The sequence below is a fragment of the Flavobacterium galactosidilyticum genome, from assembly GCF_020911945.1.
GTDB lineage: Bacteria > Bacteroidota > Bacteroidia > Flavobacteriales > Flavobacteriaceae > Flavobacterium > Flavobacterium galactosidilyticum.
Genome location: NZ_CP087135.1, coordinates 274,586 through 297,785, shown reverse-complemented (window position 1 = coordinate 297,785; position 23,200 = coordinate 274,586). Strand labels below are relative to the sequence as shown.

The following is a 23,200-nucleotide window of genomic DNA, read 5'->3' as shown; positions in this document are numbered from 1 at the left end:
AAGCGGAAACAGATAACCGACAACGGATAACACAAAACAATACAAATGAAAATTACAAAAATTTGTTGCATTGGAGCAGGATACGTTGGTGGGCCAACTATGGCAGTGATAGCGCAGAAATGTCCGCACATACAAGTTACGGTTGTTGACTTAAATGAAGAGCGAATAGCAGCTTGGAATGATGCCGATTTAAGTAATATCCCTATTTACGAGCCAGGTTTAGATGCAATTGTTGGAGAGGCTAGAGGTAGAAATTTGTTTTTTTCAACGGATGTTGATAAAGCCATTCATGAAGCCCAAATCATTTTCATATCAGTTAACACGCCTACTAAAACCTACGGAAAAGGAAAAGGTATGGCAGCTGATTTGAAATATATTGAATTATGTTCGAGACAAATAGCAAGAGTAGCTAAGGATAATAAAATTGTGGTTGAGAAATCAACACTTCCAGTACGAACAGCAGAGGCTATTAAAAGTATATTAGACAATACCGGCAATGGTGTTCAGTTCCAAATTTTGTCTAATCCTGAATTTCTGGCAGAAGGTACTGCTGTTGAAGATTTATTAAATCCCGACAGGATTTTAATTGGTGGAGATACTACTGCCGAAGGTCAAGAAGCGATTCAGGCACTTGTTGATGTTTATTCAAATTGGGTAGCTACTGATAAAATTTTAACCACAAATGTATGGTCATCAGAATTATCAAAACTTACTGCAAATGCTTTCTTAGCGCAACGAATTTCTTCTATCAATGCAATGTCTGAACTTTGTGAAAAGACGGGTGCAAATGTAAATGAAGTAGCAAAAGCCATCGGTATGGACAGCAGGATTGGCCCTAAATTCCTAAAAGCATCGGTTGGTTTTGGAGGTTCCTGTTTTCAAAAAGACATCTTAAATTTAGTTTATATCGCCAAGTCCTATGGATTATATCAGGTTGCGGACTATTGGGAACAAGTGATAATTATGAATGATCATCAAAAAAGACGTTTCTCTAATACTATTGTTCGCACGCTGTACAATACCGTTTCTGATAAGAAGATTGCGTTTTTAGGTTGGGCTTTCAAGAAAGATACTAATGACACTAGAGAATCTGCTGCAATTTACGTAGCTGATGATTTGATCAATGAGCATGCAAATATTGCAGTTTATGACCCTAAAGTTTCTAATAAAAAGATAATGGATGATTTGAATTATTTAGAAACAAGATCAGTAGAAGATAACAATAGCAGTGTAAAATCGTATTCGGATCCTTATGAAGCGTGCCAGGATGCACATGCTATCGCCGTGTTGACGGAATGGGATGAGTTCAAAACATACGATTGGCAAAGAATTTATGATTCTATGAAAAAACCCGCTTTCATTTTCGATGGAAGAAATTTGTTAAATGCTAAAGATTTAGAAACAATTGGATTTGTATATCAAGGAGTAGGATCCTAAGTTAAAAGTACGAGCTGCGAGGGTTGAATAGTATGAGGTACGAAATTCGAAGTTTGACAAAAAAAGTATTAAAGGCAAAGAGAATAATTTATAAATCAAAACGCGAATAGACCAAAACATTTAACTGAGAACAGAAAATCTAAAACCGATAACAGACAACCCAAAAACCCCTTCTCAATAAAAAGTAAAAAAGTATGAATTGGTATGTAGTTTACACAAAACCCAAATGGGAGAAAAAAGTTGCAGAACAATTGACAAAAAGTGGAATAGAATGTTACTGTCCACTGATAATCCAAGAGCGCCAATGGTCTGATAGAAAGAAAAAAGTGGAAGTGCCGCTTTTTAATTCCTATGTTTTTGTTCGACTAGCTGAAAATAATCGAAATGCTGTATTTCAAAGTTCAGGAGTGGTGCGCTATCTATTTTGGTTAAGTAAACCCGCAATTGTCAGAGAGGAAGAAATCAATGTGATAAAGAAATGGTTGAACGCTTCAAATGATACAGATTTTTCGATAGAATGTTATAAAATCGGAGATGTGGTAAAAATAGATTCGGGACCGTTTTCTGATCAAAAAGCAGTTGTTCAAGAGATAAATAAAACACATTACGTGTTGTATTTAGAATCCTTAGGCTGCGTTTTAAAAATGAAAATTAAATAATTAGGCTTAAGGATTCTGTGAAGATAATTTTCTGGTGCATTACAACTTGGTATAATTCAAAAGAAATTCTTTTATCTTTGAGGAAATATGGTATTTGTTATAGCATTCGGAAACTAATTTGAAGAAAAAGCGCACGTAGACTTAAAATCGGAGATTAACTGAGTCCGTAAAAAAGTAAACATGTTGAAGAATCATTATCTTTCTGTTGACCCAAGCGAAGTGAAAAGCTTCATTAAGCAAAAATAAAAAATCAAATTAGGAGCGTCTGTTGCGTTTTTCTTGTCCGGAGGCGTACTAATAACTGTAAAACGAAACCGTGCACTTTCACAGACGATAAGCACTGTAATAAAATGTTAGTATTGTTGATAATCCCGTTGTTTAAGTTCTATTTAGAACAAAGGAAGCGGGCAACGATAGATAATGAAAAGCTAATTATGCCCTTTGGGTTATAAAATAGATAATAACTATGGAAAAGTATTCAATTACACAAGTGATACTTACAGGTGGTATTGGGAGTCGATTGTGGCCTTTGTCACGTAAAAGTCAACCCAAGCAATATCTAAATATTTTTGATGGAAAATCATTGTTTGAAATGACCGTAAATCGCAACCGCACAATCGCTACTAAATTAATTGTAGTGGGGAATATTGATAATTGTCATTTGAGTAAAGCAGTTTTAAATAAGGCAAATAAATCGTATATCGATATTGTTGAATCCACGCCAAGAAATACCGCTGCCGCTATTGCTTTTGCCGCTTTTGCATCAAAACCAGAAGACATTCTTGTAGTAACGCCTTCGGATCACATTATTGGTGAAATGAAATACTATAAAAATGCTATTCTAGAAGCTGTCGAAAAAGCGTTGAATGGTTTTATTGTTACCTTTGGAATCATTCCTATCAGACCCGAAATAGGGTATGGTTATATAGAGCGCGATGGCGATGATGTACTTTCTTTCAGAGAAAAACCAAGTCAAGAGTTGGCTCTCGAATTTATAGCGAAAGGCAACTTTCTTTGGAACAGCGGAATGTTTTGTTTTAAAGCGTCGGTGTTTTTAGAAGAGTTGCAATTGTATGCTCCAGAAGTCTATGAGAAAGCAAAAATTGCTTGGGAAAACAATGTAGATGGAAATCTAGATTTAGATCTTTCTATGGATATTCCTTCTATAAGTATTGATTATGCAGTAATGGAGCGTTCTAAAAAAATCAAAGTAGTATCTTCTAAATTTACTTGGTCTGATTTAGGATCTTTTGAGTCGGTCTATGACTATTTGCGTACTATTGGTCATCCAGTTGATGACAATGGAAATATGGTTATTGGCACTAATAATTATACTGCCTTTTTAGGAATGAAAGATACCATTTTTGTTCATACGGATACTGCCAATTTAATTTTGAAAAAAGAATGTTCTCAAGATGTCAAAAACGTCTATGGCGCTTTAGAAAAGATTAATTCAGATTTATTGAAATAACACAATAGTATGGATAAAGCTACTAAAATATATATCGCAGGGCACAAGGGTATGGTTGGGAGCGCTATTTGGCGCACGCTTTCTACTAAAGGGTATACTAATTTAATTGGTGCATCAAGTGCAACATTAAATTTGAAAAACCAACAAGCAGTTAAAGACTTTTTTGCTGCCGAAAAACCAAAGGTAGTAATTGATGCTGCCGCAAAAGTAGGAGGCATATTGGCCAACAATGATTTTCCATATCAATTTCTGATGGAAAACATGCAAATTCAGAATAATCTAATTGATACCGCATTGCAAACTGATGTAGAGAAATTTATTTTTCTGGGAAGCTCCTGCATCTATCCTAAATTAGCCCCACAACCATTAAAAGAAGAGTATTTACTGACTGATTCTTTAGAGCCAACAAATGAATGGTACGCTATTGCAAAAATTACGGGAGTTAAAGCGTGTCAAGCGATCAGAAAACAATTTGATAAAGATTATGTAAGCTTGATGCCAACTAATTTATACGGTACACATGATAATTTCGATTTAAATTCCTCACATGTTCTCCCAGCGATGATCCGAAAGTTTCATGAAGCAAAAAGTAATAACAATGCTACTGTAAAATTGTGGGGAAGCGGAACGCCAAGGAGAGAATTTCTCTTTGTGGACGATATGGCCGCGGCAGTGGTTTTTGCATTAGAAAACAAATTGCCTGATTATCTCTATAATGTAGGTACTGGCGTCGACTTGACAATTAAGGAACTAGCTGAGAATATCCAAAAAGTAATAGGACATCAAGGTGCTATCGAGTGGGATAGTAGCAAGCCAGATGGTACACCACGCAAATTAATGAATGTTGCAAAGATGCATCAATTGGGATGGAAACACAAAGTAGACTTGATAGAAGGTATTACAAAAACCTACAACTGGTTTTTAGAAAACGAAGGCAATTATAAAGAAGTGAAGATGTAATAAAAATGGTTTAACTGTTTAACTGTTTAGGGTTTATTTGTTTAAGGGGGTTAACTGTTTGTTTTTTTAATAGTTTAACTGGGGTTGGGAGGGGGCAACTGATTAACCACGTAACCAATTTATCATATAATCAATTAACCAAATAACCAATTAGTCAAATAACCGATTAACCACACAACCACCATGAGCACAAAACAAAAAGTAGCCCTTATAACTGGGATTACGGGTCAGGATGGATCCTATTTAGCCGAATTATTATTAGAGAAAGGATATCAAGTGCACGGAGTTAAAAGACGAGCTTCCTCTTTTAATACGCAAAGAATTGACCATATTTATCAGGACCAACACGAGTCTCATGTAAATTTCAAACTGCATTATGGAGATTTGACTGATTCGACAAATATTATTAGAATCATCCAAGAAGTACAGCCAGATGAAATATATAATCTTGGTGCTATGTCACATGTAAAAGTCTCATTTGATTCTCCGGAATATGTGGCTAATGTTGATGGAATTGGTACTTTGAGAATATTAGAAGCCGTGCGTATTCTTAGATTGGAAAAGAAAACTAGAATCTATCAAGCCTCTACTTCAGAATTGTATGGTGGACTGGCTGAAAATAAAAATGCTCAAGGTTTTTATGATGAAAATTCTCCGTTCTACCCTCGTTCTCCTTATGGTGTAGCTAAAATATACGCTTATTGGATTACTAAAAATTACCGTGAGGCATATAACATGTTTGCGTGTAATGGAATTCTTTTTAATCACGAATCGCCACGACGCGGAGAAACTTTTGTAACACGTAAAATTACAATGGCAACTGCTGCAATTGCTTTAGGAAAACAAGATTGTTTGTATTTAGGGAACTTGAATTCACAAAGAGATTGGGGTCACGCTAAAGATTATGTAGAAGCGATGTGGCGAATTTTACAACAAGATGTACCAGAAGATTATGTAATCGCTACAGGACTAACTACCTATATTAGAGATTTTGTAATTATGGCTTTTGCAGAAATTGGTATTGAATTAAGTTTTGAAGGCGAAAATGAAAGTGAGGTGGCAAAAGTCGCTTCGTGTACTAATCCTTTGTATCAACTAGAAATTGGTAAAATAGTAGTCCGTGTAGATCCAGAATATTATCGTCCAACAGAAGTCGACCTTTTAATTGGAGACCCAACTAAGTCTAAAACTAAATTAGGTTGGCAGCCTCAATATGATTTAAAAGCCTTGGTCAAAGAAATGATGGCAAGTGATTTAAAAATAATGTAATCTATGTTAAAAGTAACAGCTTGTGTCACTGAAGTAAATGAAAATTCACCGGTACTTAACCGTTACGTGAAAATAATTATAGAACCCAAATAACAGATTGTTAGTAAATTCAGCAACTTAAAAACATAAGAAAAATAGAAAAATAGCTAGAAAATTTGAGTTTAGATAATAACGTATACGGCTTTATGTCTTTAATTTCGGATTTTGTGCCTTTTTTGAACAATCAAGGAGTATATTTCCAAATCATTTATTTAACATTTCTAAAGGATTGGATACAATAAAAATTAAAGTATGCCTCTAAAAGTCACGAATTGGGATGGAAACACAAAGTAGACTTGATAGAGGGTATTACAAAAACCTACAATTGGTTTTTAGAAAACGAAAGCAATTATAAACAAGTGAAGATGTAAACTAGTGTCCGTTTTAGTTGTCTGTTGTGCATTCTAATTTAAATTGAGTTCCGCTAACGATCAGATGAAGAAGGTTATAGCTCATTTTTCGCCATGTTAGTATCAATAAAATTCAGTGTGACAATTTAAAAAAAAAATACTAACATTTTTTCAAGAATAAACGAAACCGCAGCTAATCAGCTTATAACGAGCAACAAAGAAAAAAATGCAACAAATAGAAAATAAGAAAATAGTAGTAACAGGTGGAGCTGGATTTATAGGCTCTAATTTATGTGAACATTTAGTACAGCACAACAATAAGGTAGTGTGTTTAGATAATTTTGCTACGGGAAAATCATCTAATATACAGCACTTATTAAGTAATCCTAATTTTACATTGATAGTTGGTGATATTCGCAATTTAGCTGATTGTCACAAAGCAGCTGAAGGCGCAGATTATATTCTGCACCAAGCGGCTCTTGGTTCTGTTCCTCGTTCCATAAATGATCCTATTACGACCAACGATGTTAATGTATCTGGCTTTTTGAATATGTTAGTAGCTGCTCGCGATGCCAAAGTGAAGAAAATGGTTTATGCCGCTTCTTCATCCACTTATGGTGATTCTGAAAGTTTACCTAAAGTAGAAGATGTAATTGGGAAACCATTATCACCTTATGCGATTACCAAATATGTGAACGAATTATATGCTGATATTTTTCAACGTACTTATGGTCTAAATACTATTGGCTTGCGTTATTTTAATGTGTTTGGTCGCAAGCAAGATCCTAATGGTGCTTATGCAGCTGTTATTCCAAAGTTTGTAATGCAATTAATGAAGCATGAAAGTCCAATTATTAATGGTGATGGAAACTACTCTCGTGATTTTACTTATATCGACAACGTGATTCAAATGAATGTATTGGCTCTAGGTACTGAAGATCCAGAGGCTATGAATACCGTTTACAATACCGCTTTTGGAGATCGTACTACTTTAAATGATTTGATGGCTTCTCTTAAAAAATACTTAGCTGATTTTGATCCGGAAATAGGAGGGATTGAAACAATTTATGGACCTAATCGCGTGGGAGACATTCCCCATTCATTGGCTAGTATTGATAAAGCAAAAAAATTATTAGGCTATACTCCCCAATTTTCAATGCAACAAGGATTGCAACAAGCGGTGACTTGGTATTGGGAAAATTTGAAAGAGTAACGTGAGCAATAAGTAAGCACCGATTAGTAAAAAGTAAGAGACAAATTGTTCAGCCTTTTACAATCGTTAAGCAATAAAATCAGAAGTAGCAAAATGAAGAAAATAGCAGTAATAGGATTAGGATATGTGGGCTTGCCATTGGCACGCCTATTTGCAACTAAATATCAGGTTGTTGGATTTGATATAAACAAAAAACGAATTGGCGAACTTCAATCAGGAACAGATCATACACTGGAGATTTCCGATGCTGCGCTGCAGGAAGTATTAGTAGACGATTTTGTCAGTTCGAGAGCAGTCGAGAACCCTATTGGTTTGTTGTGTTCTGATAATCTTGATGATATTCGCGATTGCACGATTTATATTGTTACTGTTCCTACTCCGGTAGATAAAAATAACCGACCTGACCTCACACCACTTTATAAGTCTAGCGAGATGGTAGCAAAAGTTTTGAAAAAAGGAGATATTGTGATTTACGAATCTACGGTTTATCCTGGAGTAACTGAGGAGGAATGTGTACCGGTTTTAGAAAAAGCTTCTGGATTAAAATTTAACAGCGACTTTTTTGTTGGCTATTCGCCTGAACGCATTAATCCAGGTGATAAAGAACATACAGTAGATAAAATTTTAAAAGTTACTTCTGGTTCTACACCTGAAATAGGAATAAAAGTCAATGAGCTGTACCAATCTGTAATTACAGCAGGAACGCATCTCGCACCTTCTATAAAAGTGGCCGAAGCTGCCAAAGTAATCGAAAATTCCCAACGTGATATTAATATTGCTTTCGTAAACGAATTGGCCAAAATATTCAATTTAATGCAAATTGATACCCACGCTGTACTTGCAGCTGCGGGAACCAAATGGAATTTTTTACCATTCAAACCGGGATTAGTGGGCGGACATTGCATCGGTGTAGATCCGTACTATCTAGCGCAGCGAGCACAGGAATTTGGCTATCATCCTGAAATTATTTTAGCCGGACGCCGCCTGAATGATAGCATGGGGGAATACATCGCTTCACAAATAGTAAAGCTAATGATCAAAAAAGGAGTTTCTGTTAATGGAGCAACCATTCTGATGCTTGGAATTACCTTTAAAGAAAACTGTCCTGATGTTCGCAATACAAAAATTGTAGACGTCATTGCTGCCTTAGCAGATTACGGAATGCAAGTAACTATATACGATCCACTGGCTAATCCAGAAGCTGTGTTTCATGAATATAAATTAATAACAACTACTGTTCTGCCAGCTAAAAAATTTGATGCTGTTGTGTTAGGAGTAGCGCACAGCGAGTTTTTAGAACTGGATCTTTCACAATTACAAAATGATAAGAGCGTTGTTTATGATGTAAAAGGCGTTTTAGGAGAAAACGTTGATGGACGATTGTAGTAAGAAAAATAGTGAACGATTGATATAGGGTCTGTTTTTAGCACATAGTTTGCTTAAATCATCAAAATACACAATTATTTACTGGAATAAAGTGCTGAATATTGACTAGTCTTTGAGTAACAATAAAAAAGCTAAGCAGCAAAATAGACAATTTTTACGAGGAGCTTTTTTTAATGGTACTGCCACTTGAAGTTTTTTAAATAGATCACTAAATTTAGTGATATTCAATATAGTGCTTTTTGATTTTTTAAAGTGTAGTGGGTTGTTTTATAGTTATTTATTTTTTATTTTAATGGTCATCTTTTTGTTGATCAAACCGATGGGTAAAAGAAAATTTCCATTTTTGATATTTAAGACTATATTTGCAAAATTATGGGCTAGATGGATTTTCTTATAATTATAAGCCAATAAAATTAAAAAGGTGAGCCAATATTGGGATTCACTAAGGCGAAGCCATTGAAACAAGGCTATTTTTTTACTATTTAAGATGTTAAATGCTACTGTACTAAAGTAGATCTCAACTATATTATTGCCATTTTCTTCAATTACATACTTATGAAAAAAATTATTACTGTTCTTGTATTGTTTGTTGCTCTTATGCAATCATCAACAATCATGGCGCAAGATTTACTGAAAAATACAGATTTAAGCACTTTAAAAGTCGATAATTTATCCGATGCTGAAATCGGAAAAATAAAGGCGCAGTTGCAATCTAATAATATGACCATTGATCAAGCACAGCCCATGGCTATTGCAAAAGGAATGTCTGCAACTGAGTTCGCTAAATTAAAAACACGAATTGCAGTTGTAGGTACTGGTAGTGAAAATAAAGCGGGGACTACCGCAGTAAAAGATTCAGGTAGAAAACAGGACAAGGTTAGTAATACTAAAGTTAAGGATTCTATAAATGCACTGATTTTTGGTTCAGAGCTGTTTGATAATCCTACGTTGAATTTTGAACCAGATTTAAAATTGGCTACACCGCTTAATTACATTTTGGGACCTGCTGATGAGCTACAAGTGAGTGTTTATGGGGTGCAAGAATTTAACGCCAGTATACCGGTAAGCGTTGAAGGAAAGGTGACCATACAGTATGTAGGTGAGATTGCAGTTTCAGGCATGAGCATTGAAGCAGCAACCCAAAAAATCAGAAGCGCTATGGCTAGAGTGTATAGTACTGTTAGTTCAGGACAATCTCAAGTAAGTGTGAGTTTAAGTCGTATCAGAACCATTAAAATTACGATAATAGGGAGTAAACAACCCGGAAACTATTCTATTTCTTCTTTAGCAACAGTGTATAACGCCTTGTTTTTAGGTGGTGGTCCAGGAAAGAATGGGAGCTATAGAAATATTGAATTGTTACGCAATAATAAGGTGTACAAAACTATTGATATCTATCATTTCTTAGTAAATGGCGACCAGTCAGACAATGTAGGATTAAAAGACAATGATGTTATTCGAATTCCAGCGTACAATCAAAGAGTTACTATTGAAGGGGAAGTAAAACGTGCTGGTATATTTGAAATGAAAAAAGGGGAGACTTTTTCAGATTTATTAACTTTTGCTTCTGGATTTACGGATCTTGCTTATACGGCTTCGGTAAATGTTTCTCAAAAAACAAGTAAAGAGTTTAAAGTTCGCGACATAAAATCTGCAGAGTTTAACACCTATAAACCTTTGTCTGGTGATGTGTTTAGAGTAACAAAAATATTAAACCGATTCGAGAATCGCATTACAATTGAAGGAGCTGTTTTTAGACCAAACTCTTATTCGTTTTATGAAGGCATGCGTTTTTCTGATTTGATAGACAAAGCGGATGGACTAAAAGAAGATGCATATAGCAAAAGAGCACGCATCATTCGATTAAAACCAGATCTGACTACAGAAATTGTCAATGTAAATTTAGAAAAAGCAGTAGCAGGTGACCTTCAGACTAATATTGCTTTGCAAAAAGAAGATGTAGTGACGGTATATTCTATTTTGGATTTTGCGGAAGAATATAAAATCACCATTGATGGAGAAATCAAGAATCCGGGAGTCTATAATTACAATGAAGGATTAACCTTGAATGATTTATTGGTTGAAGCAGGTGGATTGACAGGATCAGCTTCAAAGCGTGTAGAAATTGCCAGAATGATCATAGCGGAACAAATAGATGATGCGAATCCCAATAAAGCCGAATTATTTAACATTGAGATTACTCCGGGTAACAATGAGCAAGCTAAAAATTTTGAATTGCAACCTTTTGATGTGATTAACATTCGTAGAATGGCGGTGTACGATAAGCCTGAAATGGTGATTGTAAGAGGAGCTGTTAATTATGAAGGGAAGTATGTTTTAGCCAACAAAAAAGATAAAATATACGATGTGATACAAAGAGCAGGTGGGTTAACTTCTGTTGCTAATATAGAAGGAGTGAAGATCAAAAGACCGATTCAGGCAAAACAAATTGAGGAGGTCGAAAATGTGAATTTAAATTTAGGTAAAAAAGATACCATTCAAGATAAATTGATTACTAAATTAAAAGAAAAAGTAAAATTTGCAACAATACCAGTAGATTGGAAATCGATTGTTAAAAATCAACAAAGCAATACTAATGTAACGTTATTCCCAGGAGATGAGATTGAAGTCGCTACTTTCAACGAAGGGGTAAAAGTGTCAGGAAATGTAGTATTGACATCGGAGATTCCTTACGAAAACGGACGTTCATTTGGATATTACCTAGATGCTGTTGGTGGTATAGATGCTAAAGGATGGAAGAGAAAAGCCTATGTTATTTATCCTAATGGAAAGGCTGCAGTAGCAAGTTCTTTTCTTTTTATTAGATCTTATCCAAAAGTAAAACCGGGTTCTCAAATCATAGTACCTGAAAAACCACAAGTAAAAAAGACAGGAGCAGCTGAAATTATTGGTTTTGCAGGCGTACTAGCCAGTGTAGCTGGAGTAATAATTGCTGTGTTAAGAAGGTAGGGAGTGAATGTCCTTAAGTTAAGGATTCGTCAGTTCGAGTGGAATGAAAATTTGCGATAGAAAATTTTCACGAAGTATCGAGAACCATTTGACAATAAAGGCTTCTCAATACATTTTTTAATAGTAAAGCTACCGCATTACTATTAAAAAATACTAGAAGTGACGGCTGAAGTAGCTAAATGTAATGAAATTGGGTAGGGAGTGAATGCCACTAAGTAAAGATTCGTCAGTTCGAGTGGAATGAAAATTTGCGATAGAAAATTTTCACGAAGTATCGAGAACCATTTGACAATAAAGGTTTCTCAATACATTAATGCTAAAGCTACCTCATTACTATTAGAAAAAAAACACTCGAAGTGACGGCTGAAATAGCTAAACGTAATGAAATTGGGTAGGGAGTGAATGTCACTAAGTAAAGATTCGTCAGTTCGAGTGGAATGAAAATTTGCGATAGAAAATTTTCACGAAGTATCGAGAACCATTTGACAATAAAGGCTACATTTTTTAATAGTAAAGTTATCGCATTACTATTAAAAAACGCTAGAAGGGACGGCTGAAATAGCTAAACGTAATGAAATTGGGTCGGTAATGAATGCCACTAAGGAAAGATTCGTCAGTTCGAGTTGAATGAAAATTTGCGACAGAAAATTTTCACGAAGTATCGAGAACCATTTGACAATACAAGCTTCTCAATATATTTTTTAATAGTAAAGTTATCGCATTACTATTAAAAAAACGCTAGAAGTGACGGCTGAAATAGCTAAACGTAATGACATTAGGTAGAGAGTGAATAGGGAGTGGTGAATGGTGTGCTTACTCAGTGTATTGTTCCTCAAAAAAGTAATAGTGGATAATGTCCAACGAAAATTGATCATAGAATAACAAAAATAGATGAACGAACAACATACTAACGACGAAATATCGTTAAAGGAATTAATTGATAAAGGGAAAGAGTGGTGGCACTATTTACTTTCACAATGGAAAATTATCCTATTAGCAGGGATCATTGGGGCTGCTTTAGGCCTAGCCTATTCTTTTAGTAAAAAACCTATTTATACCGCAACTTTGTCATTTGCCTTGGAAGACGAAAAATCTGGAGGACTAGGTGGCGCTCTGGGATTAGCCAGTTCCTTCGGAATTGATTTAGGTGGCGGAGGTGGCAGTATTTTTACAGGCTCTAATTTAACTGAATTGTTTAAGTCTCGTGCCATGGTAGAGCAAACCTTGTTGAGTCCTGTGGTGGTTGACGGTAAGACGATTTCCTTGGCGGAAATGTACATCCAAAATCAAGAATGGCGAAAAAAATGGAACGAAAAACCGAAATTGGCATCCATTCAGTTTTTACCCGATACAAAACGTAAATATTTTACCCGAGTGCATGACAGTATTTTAGGCGTGATCTATCAAGATCTTTCTAAAACCGGCTTGTCGGTAGGACAAAAAGACAAAAAAATTTCTATTATTACGATAGAGGTGAATTCTACGAATGAATTGTTCTCTAAGTATTTTACCGAAGCTCTGGTGAAAGAGGTGTCTGACTTTTATGTGACGACCAAAAGTAAAAAGGCACGCATGAATATGAATATACTCGAAAGACAAACCGATAGTATCCGTAGAGAATTGAACGGAGCTATTACGGGAGTTGCGGTTGCTAATGATAATACTTTTATGCTGAATCCAGCACTTAATGTTCGTCGCGCACCTTCTGCACGAAGACAGGTAGATGTGCAGGCGAATACCGCTATTTTAACGGAATTGGTGAAACAAACGGAATTAGCTAAAGTTACGGTACGTAAAGAAACCCCATTAATTCAAGTGATCGACCAACCTATTTTGCCTTTGAAGAAAGAAAAATTTGGAAAGGCCAAAGGGATTGTGTTTGGAGGATTCTTAACGGGATTTTTGACATTGTTAGGCTTGATTATCAGAAAGGTGTTGAAGTCTATAGCTCAATAATTGGATTCAAAATTACATGTGTAATTTTTGCTGTTATACCTCTTGTGAATAAATGGTGCCTGTCTTTTTGGTTGTTTTACTAACCGTTTTTTCTTTTTTCTTTAAAAAATCTGGAATAATTTCCACGCTATTATTTGTTTTAATGTGGGTGCTTTTTGGATGGAATTACTGGAATGCTGATTATGGTATGTATAATGATATGTATGGCGATTCAGTATCAGAGATTATTTTTTTTGAATATGAAGGCGGTTATGAATTTTTAATTTTTTGTTGTAAGTCAATTGGATTAAATTTTCATCAATTTCATGCTTTAATAGCAGCAATTGTATTACTTTTAGTTTTTAGATTTTTTCATTCCTTTTCCTATTTACCAGCACTTTTAACGGTTTGTTTTTTTTGGATTTTTTTTCCTTTGCAATTTGTTTTGTTTAGAAATTTTATTGCGTTTTCCATCATGTTGCAGGGTCTTATTTCTGTATTACGGAATGAGAAATATAGTAACGAAAAGTATGTTTTCTTTGTGCTGCTGGCTTCAACGATACATATTTCTTCCCTGTTTTATTTAGTTTTCTTATTTGCATTTGGGAAAACTGAAGTCAAAATAAAAACAATTAGTTTGTGGGCTATTGTCTTATTGATTGTATTATTTATAAACCATGATTTTATTTTTTCTACTTTAACGTTGGTTCATGAAAAGAAGGCTCTTTTTTATAGGACAAGTTTACCTCTATTTTTAGCTTACTCATTTACTCAGATTTTAAATTTATATGTGGTAAATTATTTCTTGAAGCTCGATAGTAATTCTGGAGATGATGAAAATTCCAGGGCTAATATTGTGGTGTTAAATATAAATATATTAATGCTTTTTTTGATTCCCGTGTATTATGAAATGGCTGTGTTTGTTAGAATTCTCCTGAATTTTTCTATTGTTAATATTGTCTTTATCACTAACAAATCATTTATGGTTGATCATACAATTTTTCCTAAAATTTTGTTGCTTTTATATCTTCTTTTTTGGTTCTTTGGTTTTATATTTTTTGTTAGAGAAACTACCATAATACCTCTTTTTTTTAATAATTTATTATTTAGTTAATTTTTAATGAACAAACAATCCCATGAAAATAATTTAAACAAAGATGTTTTAAAGTATCTACCAGTAAAGATTTTACCAGCTTTTTCCGGATTACTAACTATTTACTTGTTAACTAGAACACTTTCTATGTCGCTTTATTCAAATTATGCGTTTTTAACGGCGATAATATTATTATTTGGTCAATTAATAAGTGGGTGGATTAATAGTTCAGTAATTTTTTTCTATCCAGAGTATGCCGTAAACAACTCGCTAGATGCGTTAAAATTAAATGTAATAGCTTTACAGTTAATGCTTTATGTTATAGGGGCAATTGGCTTTGCGATTACTTGTTATATAGGATTAGAGGATTTTTCAATAATACTAATTGGGCTACTGTTATTATTATCTCAAACTTTTTTAAATTTATTGTATAGTTTTTTGCAAGCGGAAAGACGAGTTTTTGTACAAATTCAGTCTACCTCAATACAGAGTGTAATTCAAATAATTGGCTTGTCAATTTGTTTTTATTATTATAAAGAAAACTTATATTTCGTTATGGGAGTTCTTTTTTTAAGCTATTTTGTTGCAAGTAATTATGTGATGTATTGTGATAAAATTTATGGATTGATTTTAGACAAGCGATCATTTTCTTTTCTTGATTTTAGTATTGGAAAAAAAATACTTTTTTATGGACTTCCAGTTTGTGTTTGGTTTTTTGCATCACAGTTTTATGCGATTGGTGACAGGGTGCTTTTTAAATATTTTAATATTCATAATTTAGTCGGTAATTATGCTGCTTTTCGAGATCTTTCGGTTGGCCTATCGGGTTTTATTACGATGCCTTTGTTAATGGCCTCTCACCCAATTATTGTTCAAATGTGGAAGACAAATGTTGATATTGCAGAAATTGAGAAAGTTTTGACGCAAAACATCAAATTGTTACTAACTTTTTTTACTCCAATATTTATTGGTATTTTTTTGGTTGGAGACTGGGTTTTAACCCAAGTGGTGGGCCTGGAATATTTATTGGATAATAATTTAATGTTTTTAGTTGTGTTTTCTATTTTCTTTGGAACCGTTTCGATGTACCTACATAAAGGTTTGGAAGTTACTGGAAGAACAATGTTAATGGCGAAAATTGCGTTGACAGTTGCGTTTTTGAGTTTAATTTTGAATATCTTTTTCATTCCAATGTATGGTGTCAAAGCAGCAGTTTTAATTTCAGTTGCGTCTCAAATAATATATTGCGCAGCGGTGTATCATTTTTCTAAAGAGATAATTTGTATAAAAATTTCTTATATTTTCATATATAAAAATCTTTTTCTCATACTATGTGCGTGGTTTATTTCCAACTATATTTTAATTACAGATACTTTTTTAGTTATACGGGTTTGTATTTTATTAATTAGTGCAATTTATGTGCTTTTAAGTTCAAAAGAATTAAAAGAAATGGTTCAAACTATATTATAATAGTTGTTTGTTATTGATACAATGTTGATTCAGTGAGCATAAAAACTATATCTAAAATTTAAAAAAAAATTATTATTGGTACATTTAGCATTAATCTTCCCTTTATTCTTAATTATAATTTTACGTAAATTATTTTCGGTAACATTTTTAAATCCTACGGGGGTTTTTTGTGGTATTTGGATTTTAATTTTATCATTAATGCAATTAATGGCCCCTGATTTTTATTTTACATATGAAGCAGTTTTTTATATATTGAGTTTTTCTTTATTCTTTTTTATTGGAGAGTTTTTATTTTTTGCTTTAAATAGAATAAAAATTAATGTAATTAAGTATCACTATTGTTATAGTGAAAACTTTGAAACAAGACTTAGAAAGTATACTATACTAATAAGTATGATTTCCTTAATAGGATCATTATTTTATTTAAAATCCTTTGTCGATCATTTTGGGTCTTTAGCTGAATTTTTGATTGCAGGGTCTTTGATTAGGGAAGACCTTTTTGATGGAAATATTTCTATTTCTAGTATTTCTATTTTTTCGATGTTATTAAGTTATTCTGCTATTAACTTGGCAATGGTTTATTATACAAAATATGGATTTAGGTGGTTTCAAATGATGCCATTTGTTAGTGTTTTGATATCAGCTTTTAGTCAAGCTGCTAGAGCAGGTATTGTTATAATGATTTTTCAAATATTTGTTGGCAAAGTTTTTAGACTTTTAAATCAGAAGGAAAATAATGTAGAATATAAGCTGTTAAAACCATTACTTTTTATAATTCCCATTTTACTCTTAATATTTAGTTTTATTGATTCATTCAGACATCAAAGCTTTGAGATTAGTGGTGATAAATCTAATAGTACTATTAATTCTTTGAATGTGTATTCTTTTGGAGGAGTGGCAGGTTTTACTAGTTACTTAGACGACATACATAAATCTACCAATGATTTAACTTATGGGCGTTATACATTTAGTTCTTTATATAATATTTTAGGTATTAGCAAAGCTGAAGCAGGTGTTTATGATCAATACCTTAACGTTTCTCCTTCTCAAACGGCTAACATCTATTCAATTTTTAGGCCACTGTTAGAGGACTTTGGATATTTAGGGTTGATTTTCTGGGCTTTAATGCTGGGTGTAATTTCAAATTTTGTTTTTCGCTACTCACTAAGAGGATCTTTGACTAGCACTTCTTTGTGTATTTCTTTATATATTTATTTAATGTTTAGTTTTATAGCACCTTTAACGCAATTTAATTCTTTTCTATTGAGTTGTATTTTGCCTCCGTTTATTATTCAAATTTCCAAATTCAGTTTTAAATTTAAAAGAAATATAAGTTTATGAAAGCAGCATTTATTTGCGTGAATTATAATAATTCAAAAATAACTCAAGAATTTATCAGGAACATTCTAGATCTTAAAAAGGAGAATGATGTAAAGATTATTGTTGTAGACAATGCATCGGAAGAAAGTGATATTAAAGGATTGTATAAATTTATTCAGGATTTAAATAATATAGATGTCGTATTACTAAAATCGAGTACTAATTTAGGATATTTTAAAGGCTTGAATGTAGGAATAAACTATATTAATTCATCTGAATATGATTACGTTATAGTGGGCAATAATGATCTTACATTTGATGATACATTTTTTATGAATTTGGGATCAAAAGAAATTAATAATGATGTCTTTGTAATAGCACCGAATATTATTAGATTAGATGGTGTTCATCAAAACCCTCATATTGTAAAGAAGTTTTCCCAAATACAAAATATTTATAGAAAGTTATATTTCAGTAACTACTATATTGGAATGCTGATCCAATTTTTTTATAATAATGTAAAATCGATTCTTATTAAAGAAGATAGAGTTAATAATGATAAAGAGCAAATAGTACTTATGGGGTATGGGGCATGCTATATATTAACAAAACATTTCTTTAATATCTTTAAAGAATTATCAGCACCTGTTTTTTTGATGGGCGAAGAAGGGATTCTTGCTAATCAAGTTTTAGGAGCTAATGGAGTCACTTTATATTGTCCTGATCTGTTAGTTAATCATCATGACCATACCTCAATAGGTAAAGTGCCTTCTAAAAAGCTTTACAGTTTTTCGCAAGATTCTTTCAGGTATTATTTAAAAAATTTAAAGCACATACAATAGGGATTAATTATGGCAAATTCTGGAATAAAAAATAAGATATTATCATTATCTCCATATATTGAGCTTCTTATTAGAAGAATTTATTGGAATAATAAGAGATTAGTTTCGAGATTTAAAGGTAACTCGATACATATATCTAAATTAAAAGATTTCAATAAAATTAAAAATCAATTAATTGATTTTGGTGTTAAAAAAGGAGATATTCTGGTTTTGCATGGTACTTATGAATCAATTGAAGGAACAGGTAAATCTCCAAATGCTATAATCGAAGAACTACTTGATTTATTAGGAGACCAAGGTACGTTGGTAATGAATTCTGCTAGAATATTTCCTGAGGAAAAAAAAATGATTAACTTAGAAGGAAGCCATCCAAATCAAATTGTAAAATATGATGTTCATAAGTCAAGGGTGTGGACTGGAGTATTGCCTTTCTTTATGTTGAAACACAAAAACTCAAAGATTAGTAGATTTCCTATTAACCCAGTTGTGGCCATTGGAAGATATGCTGAAGAGATGATTGCAAAAAATATTAGCGGTGAACTAAATTCATCTTGTGGAGTTAATTCATCTTGGAAATTTTGTGTAGATAACAACGCTGTTGTCGTAGGACTAGGTAACGACTTAACACATAGTTTAACAATAATGCATGTTGCTGAAGAAGTAATGGGGGATAATTGGCCTATTAGTAACTGGTATAGTGAAAGGAAATTTAGGGTTATAGATAAAAGTTTTGATGAAATAGTTAAAGTAAAAGAACGTAAACCTAAATGGGGTAAATTACATTTTGCTGAAAGAACGTTGTGTAAAGACCTTATAGCGGCGAATATATTAAAAACAGTTACAATAGACGGTGTGCTGTTAGAATTTTTAAAATCTAAAGAATTAATAGATTTTCTAAATTCAAAAAATGATAAAGGTTATCCTTATTTTAATGTAAAGAAAAAAAATGGAATTAGAATTTAATTCAAAATTAAAGGGTTTTAATGTATTATCTGTTCTAAATAATGACGAAGTTCTTATTTCAAAAAGTAACAATTTATACATATATAAAATTTCAACTGAAGATAAAAAGTTTCTACTTTCGCTGCCATGCTCTAAAATATTAGGTTTTTTTTCAAAGTTTGGTTTGATATGGAGAGTTTTAAGGCTTGGTGTTCGTTATGCTGTGGCAATTTCAGATGACAAATTATTGGTTGTTTTTGATAAAAAATTTTTTGAAATTAATATTTTAACAAATTCATACAAAGTAACTTTTGATATTCCACGAGGAAATAGACCTTTAAATATAGCGAAAGTTGAAAATTTAAGTAGTTTTGATGACACATTATATTTTGGTGAATATTTTGGTAATTTTAAAAGAGAATCTGTTAATATATACAAGAGACTTTTAAATGGAAAATGGATAATTGTTTATTCTTTTCCAGAAGGTATTATTGAGCATGTACATGCAATAATACCGGATAGTTATAGAAACTGTCTCTGGATATTAACAGGTGATTTTGATAATGCTTCAGGAATATGGATGGCTAAAAATGATTTTAAAGATGTTAAACCAATTTTGAGGGGAGAACAAATTTTTAGGGCATGTGTTGCTTTTCCTGAGGAAAAAGGAATTGTTTATGCAACAGATAGTCAATTTGAAACCAATTCTATACGGATTTTATATGAAAAAGAAAACGATGAATGGGTGTCTGATTTCATTTGCGAAATAAATGGTCCGGCTATTTATGGTTGTAAAGTTAAAGATAATTTATTTTTTTCTACTTCTGTAGAAGGAGATAGCGAATCAAAAGGAAGGTTTTTTAAATTTTTAGATCGTCAGCCTGGGCCTGGGATTAAAGAGGGATTTTCTCACATTGTTGGAGGTAATTTAGAAAAGGGATTTGCTAGCTTAACAAGAAATAAGAAGGATATGTTTCCATTTATTTTATTTCAATTTGGTGCAATTACTTTTCCTACGGGTATAAATGAAACGGAGTTTTTATTTGCACATAATATTAGTTTGAAAAATAATAACTTAGACACAGAAATTCATAAAATAATAAATTAAGAAAGACATGAAAAAAGATGATTTTTTATCAGGGCTTAAAATTCAATTTGAAGAAATAGACGCTTTAAAATTAACGATGGAAACTAAATTTAAGGATTTAGATACTTGGGATTCATTAACTAGATTCTCTATAATTGCATTCATTGAAGATGATTATAAGATTAATCTTGAGAATAGTGTATTAAATACTATTGAGACTCCAACTGCTTTATTTAAGTACATTGAAGAGAATATAGAAAAAGTAGATAAATAATGAATTCATATATTAATTCAATTTCAGTTTATCTTCCAAAAAACACATTAACAAATGAAGATTTAAACAATGAATTTCCTGAATGGACTGCAGAAAAAATATCTAGTAAAACAGGTATATTTAAAAGAACTATTGCTTCAGAAGATGAATTTGTAAGTGACCTTGCAATTAAAGCTTCGATTAAATTATTTGAAGAACATTTAATAGACAAGTCATGTATAGACTTTGTATTATTGTGTACTCAAAGTCCAGATTACTTTTTGCCAACAACAGCATGCGTAGTTCAAGATAAATTAGGTTTGTCTAAGAATTGCGGAGCTTTAGATTTTAATTTGGGTTGTTCAGGTTTTGTTTATGGCCTGGGTTTAGCAAAGGGATTGATAGCTAGCGGAATTGCTAAAAATGTTTTGTTGATTACTTCTGAAACTTATAGTAAATATATAAATAAAAAAGATAAATCAAACAGAACAATTTTCGGAGATGCAGCTGCCGCTTGTTTAATTTCATCGGGGTCAAAAGCTGGAAATATTTGCAATTTTGTTTTCGGTACTGATGGGTCAGGAGCTGATAATCTCATAGTAAAGAATGGTGCAGCTAAATTTTCGAAGCAAAAAAGTGATGATGTTTATATAGATGGTGAATTCTTTAAAAATGATGATAACCTTTATATGAATGGTCAGGAAATATTTAAATTTACAACGGCTTCCGTTCCAATATTAGTTGAAGAATGTCTTGCTTCTAATGGATTAAATATAGAAGATGTAGATTTATTTATATTTCATCAAGCTAATAAGTTTATGTTAGATTATATACGTAGGAAATTAAAAATTCCACAAGATAAATTTTTAATGTACTTTGAGGATATTGGAAATACTGTTTCTTCAACAATTCCTATTGTTATGAGTGAAGCTATTGCTTCTAAAAAAATTAAAAAAGGCATGAAGGTTCTCATTGTAGGTTTTGGCGTTGGTTATTCGTATGGTGCAACAGTGATAGAATTTTAATTAGAAAATAGAATTGAATGTTTAAAAAGAAAACCCTTTTAATTACAGGTGGTACAGGCTCGTTTGGAAATGCAGTTTTAAACCGATTTCTTCACACCGATCATTTTAAAGAAATACGTATTTTTTCTCGTGATGAGAAGAAGCAAGACGACATGCGGAATCAATTGAAAAATGATAAGCTTAAGTTTTATATTGGTGATGTAAGAGATTACAGTAGTGTGGAACGTGCGATGCGTGGGGTAGATTACGTATTTCATGCTGCTGCTTTAAAACAAGTTCCATCTTGTGAGTTCTTTCCTTTAGAAGCAACAAAGACAAATGTTTTTGGAACTCAAAATGTAATTGACGCGGCAGGAGCAAATAAGGTAAAGAAAGTAATTTGTTTAAGTACTGATAAAGCGGCTTATCCAATTAATGCCATGGGGATTTCTAAAGCTTTAATGGAAAAAGTCGCTGTTGCAGCATCCAGAAACTTATCTGATACTACTGTTTGTTTGACACGATATGGTAATGTAATGGCTTCTAGGGGTTCTGTAATTCCACTGTTTTTAAAACAAATTAAAGAAGGCAAAACAATTACTATCACTGATCCAAATATGACTCGTTTCTTAATGTCATTGGATGAGGCTGTCGAATTGGTTTTATTTGCTTTTGAGCATGGGAATTCAGGAGATTTATTTGTGAATAAGGCGCCAGCTGGAACGATTGGAGATTTGGCACAAGCACTTAAAGAACTCTGCAATGCTGATAATGAAATTAAAATTATCGGAACACGACATGGTGAGAAATTGTACGAAACCTTGTGTACTCGTGAAGAAATGGTCAAAGCTGAAGATATGGGGGATTTCTATCGCATACCTGCTGATAATAGGGATTTGAATTATGCACAATATTTTTCAGAAGGAGAAGAAGATGTTTCTCTGATAGAAGATTACCATTCGCATAATACAGAGCAGCAAGGAGTAGAAGGAATGAAAAAACTTTTGTCAACTTTGCCATTGATTCGTAAAGAAGTATTTGGAGAGGACGTACAACAAATGCCTGGTTAACAATGGTAGTGCAACCTAGTGTGATAGAAGGAGATTGCTATTCTGACGCGAGAGGCTCGTTGTTTTTTAATAATGAATTTGACGCTTCACAAATAAAAAGGATTTATATCATAAACAATATAGATCTTGAATTTGTTAGGGGATGGCAAGGACATAAAATTGAGCAGAGGTGGTTCAGCGCAATTTCAGGTAAATTTAAAATCGACTTAATTAAGATTGACAATTGGGACCAACCTACAAAAGGGTTAAAAGTATTTTCTTTTGTAATTAATTCAGATAAATTAAATGTAATTCATGTTCCTCAAGGGTATGTAAGTAGCATTCAATCTTTAGAATCTAATTCTAAACTATTAATAATGGCTGATTATTTATTAGGAGAAATTGAAGATGAATATCGTTATCATATTGATTATTTTAAAATTTAAAATTA

Annotated in this window: 19 protein-coding genes; all 19 read left to right on the top strand. The window is 32.7% G+C overall.

Features of this window, described 5'->3' with window-relative positions:
• The first annotated feature begins 45 nt into the window (after window positions 1-45).
• The 19 genes from LNP27_RS01295 (at window position 46) to LNP27_RS01200 (ending at window position 23,195) form a co-directional block, all read left to right on the top strand.
• Window positions 46-1,437: a UDP-glucose 6-dehydrogenase gene (locus LNP27_RS01295; protein ID WP_229942743.1), complete on the top strand. Its 1,392-nt coding sequence runs from the start codon at window positions 46-48 to the stop codon at window positions 1,435-1,437.
• Between the two features lie 194 nt (window positions 1,438-1,631).
• A complete protein-coding gene (locus LNP27_RS01290; protein ID WP_229942742.1) occupies window positions 1,632-2,096 on the top strand; it encodes a UpxY family transcription antiterminator in 465 nt (154 codons plus the stop codon).
• Between the two features lie 466 nt (window positions 2,097-2,562).
• A complete protein-coding gene (locus tag LNP27_RS01285; RefSeq protein ID WP_229942741.1) occupies window positions 2,563-3,567 on the top strand; it encodes a mannose-1-phosphate guanylyltransferase in 1,005 nt (334 codons plus the stop codon).
• Between the two features lie 9 nt (window positions 3,568-3,576).
• Window positions 3,577-4,527: a GDP-L-fucose synthase family protein gene (locus LNP27_RS01280; RefSeq protein WP_229942740.1), complete on the top strand. Its 951-nt coding sequence runs from the start codon at window positions 3,577-3,579 to the stop codon at window positions 4,525-4,527.
• Between the two features lie 183 nt (window positions 4,528-4,710).
• Window positions 4,711-5,796 (top strand): GDP-mannose 4,6-dehydratase, encoded by a 1,086-nt coding sequence (gene gmd, locus LNP27_RS01275; protein WP_229942739.1) that lies wholly within the window; start codon window positions 4,711-4,713, stop codon window positions 5,794-5,796.
• A 615-nt stretch (window positions 5,797-6,411) separates the two neighbouring features.
• Window positions 6,412-7,398: an SDR family oxidoreductase gene (locus LNP27_RS01265; protein ID WP_229942738.1), complete on the top strand. Its 987-nt coding sequence runs from the start codon at window positions 6,412-6,414 to the stop codon at window positions 7,396-7,398.
• Between the two features lie 93 nt (window positions 7,399-7,491).
• Window positions 7,492-8,784: a nucleotide sugar dehydrogenase gene (locus LNP27_RS01260; RefSeq protein WP_229942737.1), complete on the top strand. Its 1,293-nt coding sequence runs from the start codon at window positions 7,492-7,494 to the stop codon at window positions 8,782-8,784.
• 555 nt (window positions 8,785-9,339) lie between these two features.
• Entirely contained in the window at window positions 9,340-11,754 is a 2,415-nt protein-coding gene (locus LNP27_RS01255) for an SLBB domain-containing protein (RefSeq protein WP_229942736.1), read from the top strand.
• 891 nt (window positions 11,755-12,645) lie between these two features.
• On the top strand, window positions 12,646-13,710 hold the full coding sequence (locus LNP27_RS01250) for a Wzz/FepE/Etk N-terminal domain-containing protein (RefSeq protein ID WP_229942735.1): 1,065 nt from the start codon (window positions 12,646-12,648) through the stop codon (window positions 13,708-13,710).
• Window positions 13,711-13,777: 67 nt separating this feature from the next.
• Window positions 13,778-14,803: an EpsG family protein gene (locus LNP27_RS01245; protein ID WP_229942734.1), complete on the top strand. Its 1,026-nt coding sequence runs from the start codon at window positions 13,778-13,780 to the stop codon at window positions 14,801-14,803.
• Between the two features lie 6 nt (window positions 14,804-14,809).
• A complete protein-coding gene (locus LNP27_RS01240) occupies window positions 14,810-16,252 on the top strand; it encodes an oligosaccharide flippase family protein (RefSeq protein WP_229942733.1) in 1,443 nt (480 codons plus the stop codon).
• Between the two features lie 75 nt (window positions 16,253-16,327).
• The gene (locus LNP27_RS01235; protein WP_229942732.1) at window positions 16,328-17,593 is read left to right on the top strand and encodes an O-antigen polymerase; all 1,266 of its coding nucleotides are present in this window, start codon (window positions 16,328-16,330) and stop codon (window positions 17,591-17,593) included.
• Window positions 17,590-18,414, top strand: coding sequence for a glycosyltransferase family 2 protein (locus LNP27_RS01230; RefSeq protein ID WP_229942731.1), 825 nt, complete (start codon window positions 17,590-17,592; stop codon window positions 18,412-18,414). The genes LNP27_RS01235 and LNP27_RS01230 overlap by 4 nt, the downstream gene beginning before the upstream one ends.
• A gap of 9 nt (window positions 18,415-18,423) precedes the next feature.
• The gene (locus LNP27_RS01225) at window positions 18,424-19,377 is read left to right on the top strand and encodes an AAC(3) family N-acetyltransferase (protein WP_229942730.1); all 954 of its coding nucleotides are present in this window, start codon (window positions 18,424-18,426) and stop codon (window positions 19,375-19,377) included.
• A complete protein-coding gene (locus tag LNP27_RS01220) occupies window positions 19,361-20,464 on the top strand; it encodes a hypothetical protein (RefSeq protein WP_229942729.1) in 1,104 nt (367 codons plus the stop codon). Before LNP27_RS01225 ends, LNP27_RS01220 begins: the two co-directional genes overlap by 17 nt.
• A 7-nt stretch (window positions 20,465-20,471) precedes the next feature.
• The gene (locus LNP27_RS01215) at window positions 20,472-20,717 is read left to right on the top strand and encodes an acyl carrier protein (RefSeq protein ID WP_229942728.1); all 246 of its coding nucleotides are present in this window, start codon (window positions 20,472-20,474) and stop codon (window positions 20,715-20,717) included.
• Window positions 20,717-21,721 (top strand): 3-oxoacyl-ACP synthase III family protein, encoded by a 1,005-nt coding sequence (locus tag LNP27_RS01210; RefSeq protein ID WP_229942727.1) that lies wholly within the window; start codon window positions 20,717-20,719, stop codon window positions 21,719-21,721. Before LNP27_RS01215 ends, LNP27_RS01210 begins: the two co-directional genes overlap by 1 nt.
• 17 nt (window positions 21,722-21,738) lie before the next feature.
• The gene (locus LNP27_RS01205; protein WP_229942726.1) at window positions 21,739-22,770 is read left to right on the top strand and encodes a polysaccharide biosynthesis protein; all 1,032 of its coding nucleotides are present in this window, start codon (window positions 21,739-21,741) and stop codon (window positions 22,768-22,770) included.
• Window positions 22,771-22,772: 2 nt separating this feature from the next.
• A complete protein-coding gene (locus tag LNP27_RS01200) occupies window positions 22,773-23,195 on the top strand; it encodes a WxcM-like domain-containing protein (protein ID WP_229942725.1) in 423 nt (140 codons plus the stop codon).
• Window positions 23,196-23,200: the final 5 nt, after the last annotated feature.

Coding starts and splice junctions, on each gene's coding strand:
- LNP27_RS01210 (WP_229942727.1), top strand. CDS start 20,717: ATGAATTCATATATTAATTCAATTTCAGTTTATCTTCCAAAAAACACA.
- LNP27_RS01200 (WP_229942725.1), top strand. CDS start 22,773: ATGGTAGTGCAACCTAGTGTGATAGAAGGAGATTGCTATTCTGACGCG.
- LNP27_RS01285 (WP_229942741.1), top strand. CDS start 2,563: ATGGAAAAGTATTCAATTACACAAGTGATACTTACAGGTGGTATTGGG.
- LNP27_RS01280 (WP_229942740.1), top strand. CDS start 3,577: ATGGATAAAGCTACTAAAATATATATCGCAGGGCACAAGGGTATGGTT.
- LNP27_RS01290 (WP_229942742.1), top strand. CDS start 1,632: ATGAATTGGTATGTAGTTTACACAAAACCCAAATGGGAGAAAAAAGTT.
- LNP27_RS01215 (WP_229942728.1), top strand. CDS start 20,472: ATGAAAAAAGATGATTTTTTATCAGGGCTTAAAATTCAATTTGAAGAA.
- LNP27_RS01265 (WP_229942738.1), top strand. CDS start 6,412: ATGCAACAAATAGAAAATAAGAAAATAGTAGTAACAGGTGGAGCTGGA.
- gmd (WP_229942739.1), top strand. CDS start 4,711: ATGAGCACAAAACAAAAAGTAGCCCTTATAACTGGGATTACGGGTCAG.
- LNP27_RS01295 (WP_229942743.1), top strand. CDS start 46: ATGAAAATTACAAAAATTTGTTGCATTGGAGCAGGATACGTTGGTGGG.
- LNP27_RS01230 (WP_229942731.1), top strand. CDS start 17,590: ATGAAAGCAGCATTTATTTGCGTGAATTATAATAATTCAAAAATAACT.
- LNP27_RS01260 (WP_229942737.1), top strand. CDS start 7,492: ATGAAGAAAATAGCAGTAATAGGATTAGGATATGTGGGCTTGCCATTG.
- LNP27_RS01240 (WP_229942733.1), top strand. CDS start 14,810: ATGAACAAACAATCCCATGAAAATAATTTAAACAAAGATGTTTTAAAG.
- LNP27_RS01220 (WP_229942729.1), top strand. CDS start 19,361: ATGGAATTAGAATTTAATTCAAAATTAAAGGGTTTTAATGTATTATCT.
- LNP27_RS01255 (WP_229942736.1), top strand. CDS start 9,340: ATGAAAAAAATTATTACTGTTCTTGTATTGTTTGTTGCTCTTATGCAA.
- LNP27_RS01205 (WP_229942726.1), top strand. CDS start 21,739: ATGTTTAAAAAGAAAACCCTTTTAATTACAGGTGGTACAGGCTCGTTT.
- LNP27_RS01250 (WP_229942735.1), top strand. CDS start 12,646: ATGAACGAACAACATACTAACGACGAAATATCGTTAAAGGAATTAATT.
- LNP27_RS01225 (WP_229942730.1), top strand. CDS start 18,424: ATGGCAAATTCTGGAATAAAAAATAAGATATTATCATTATCTCCATAT.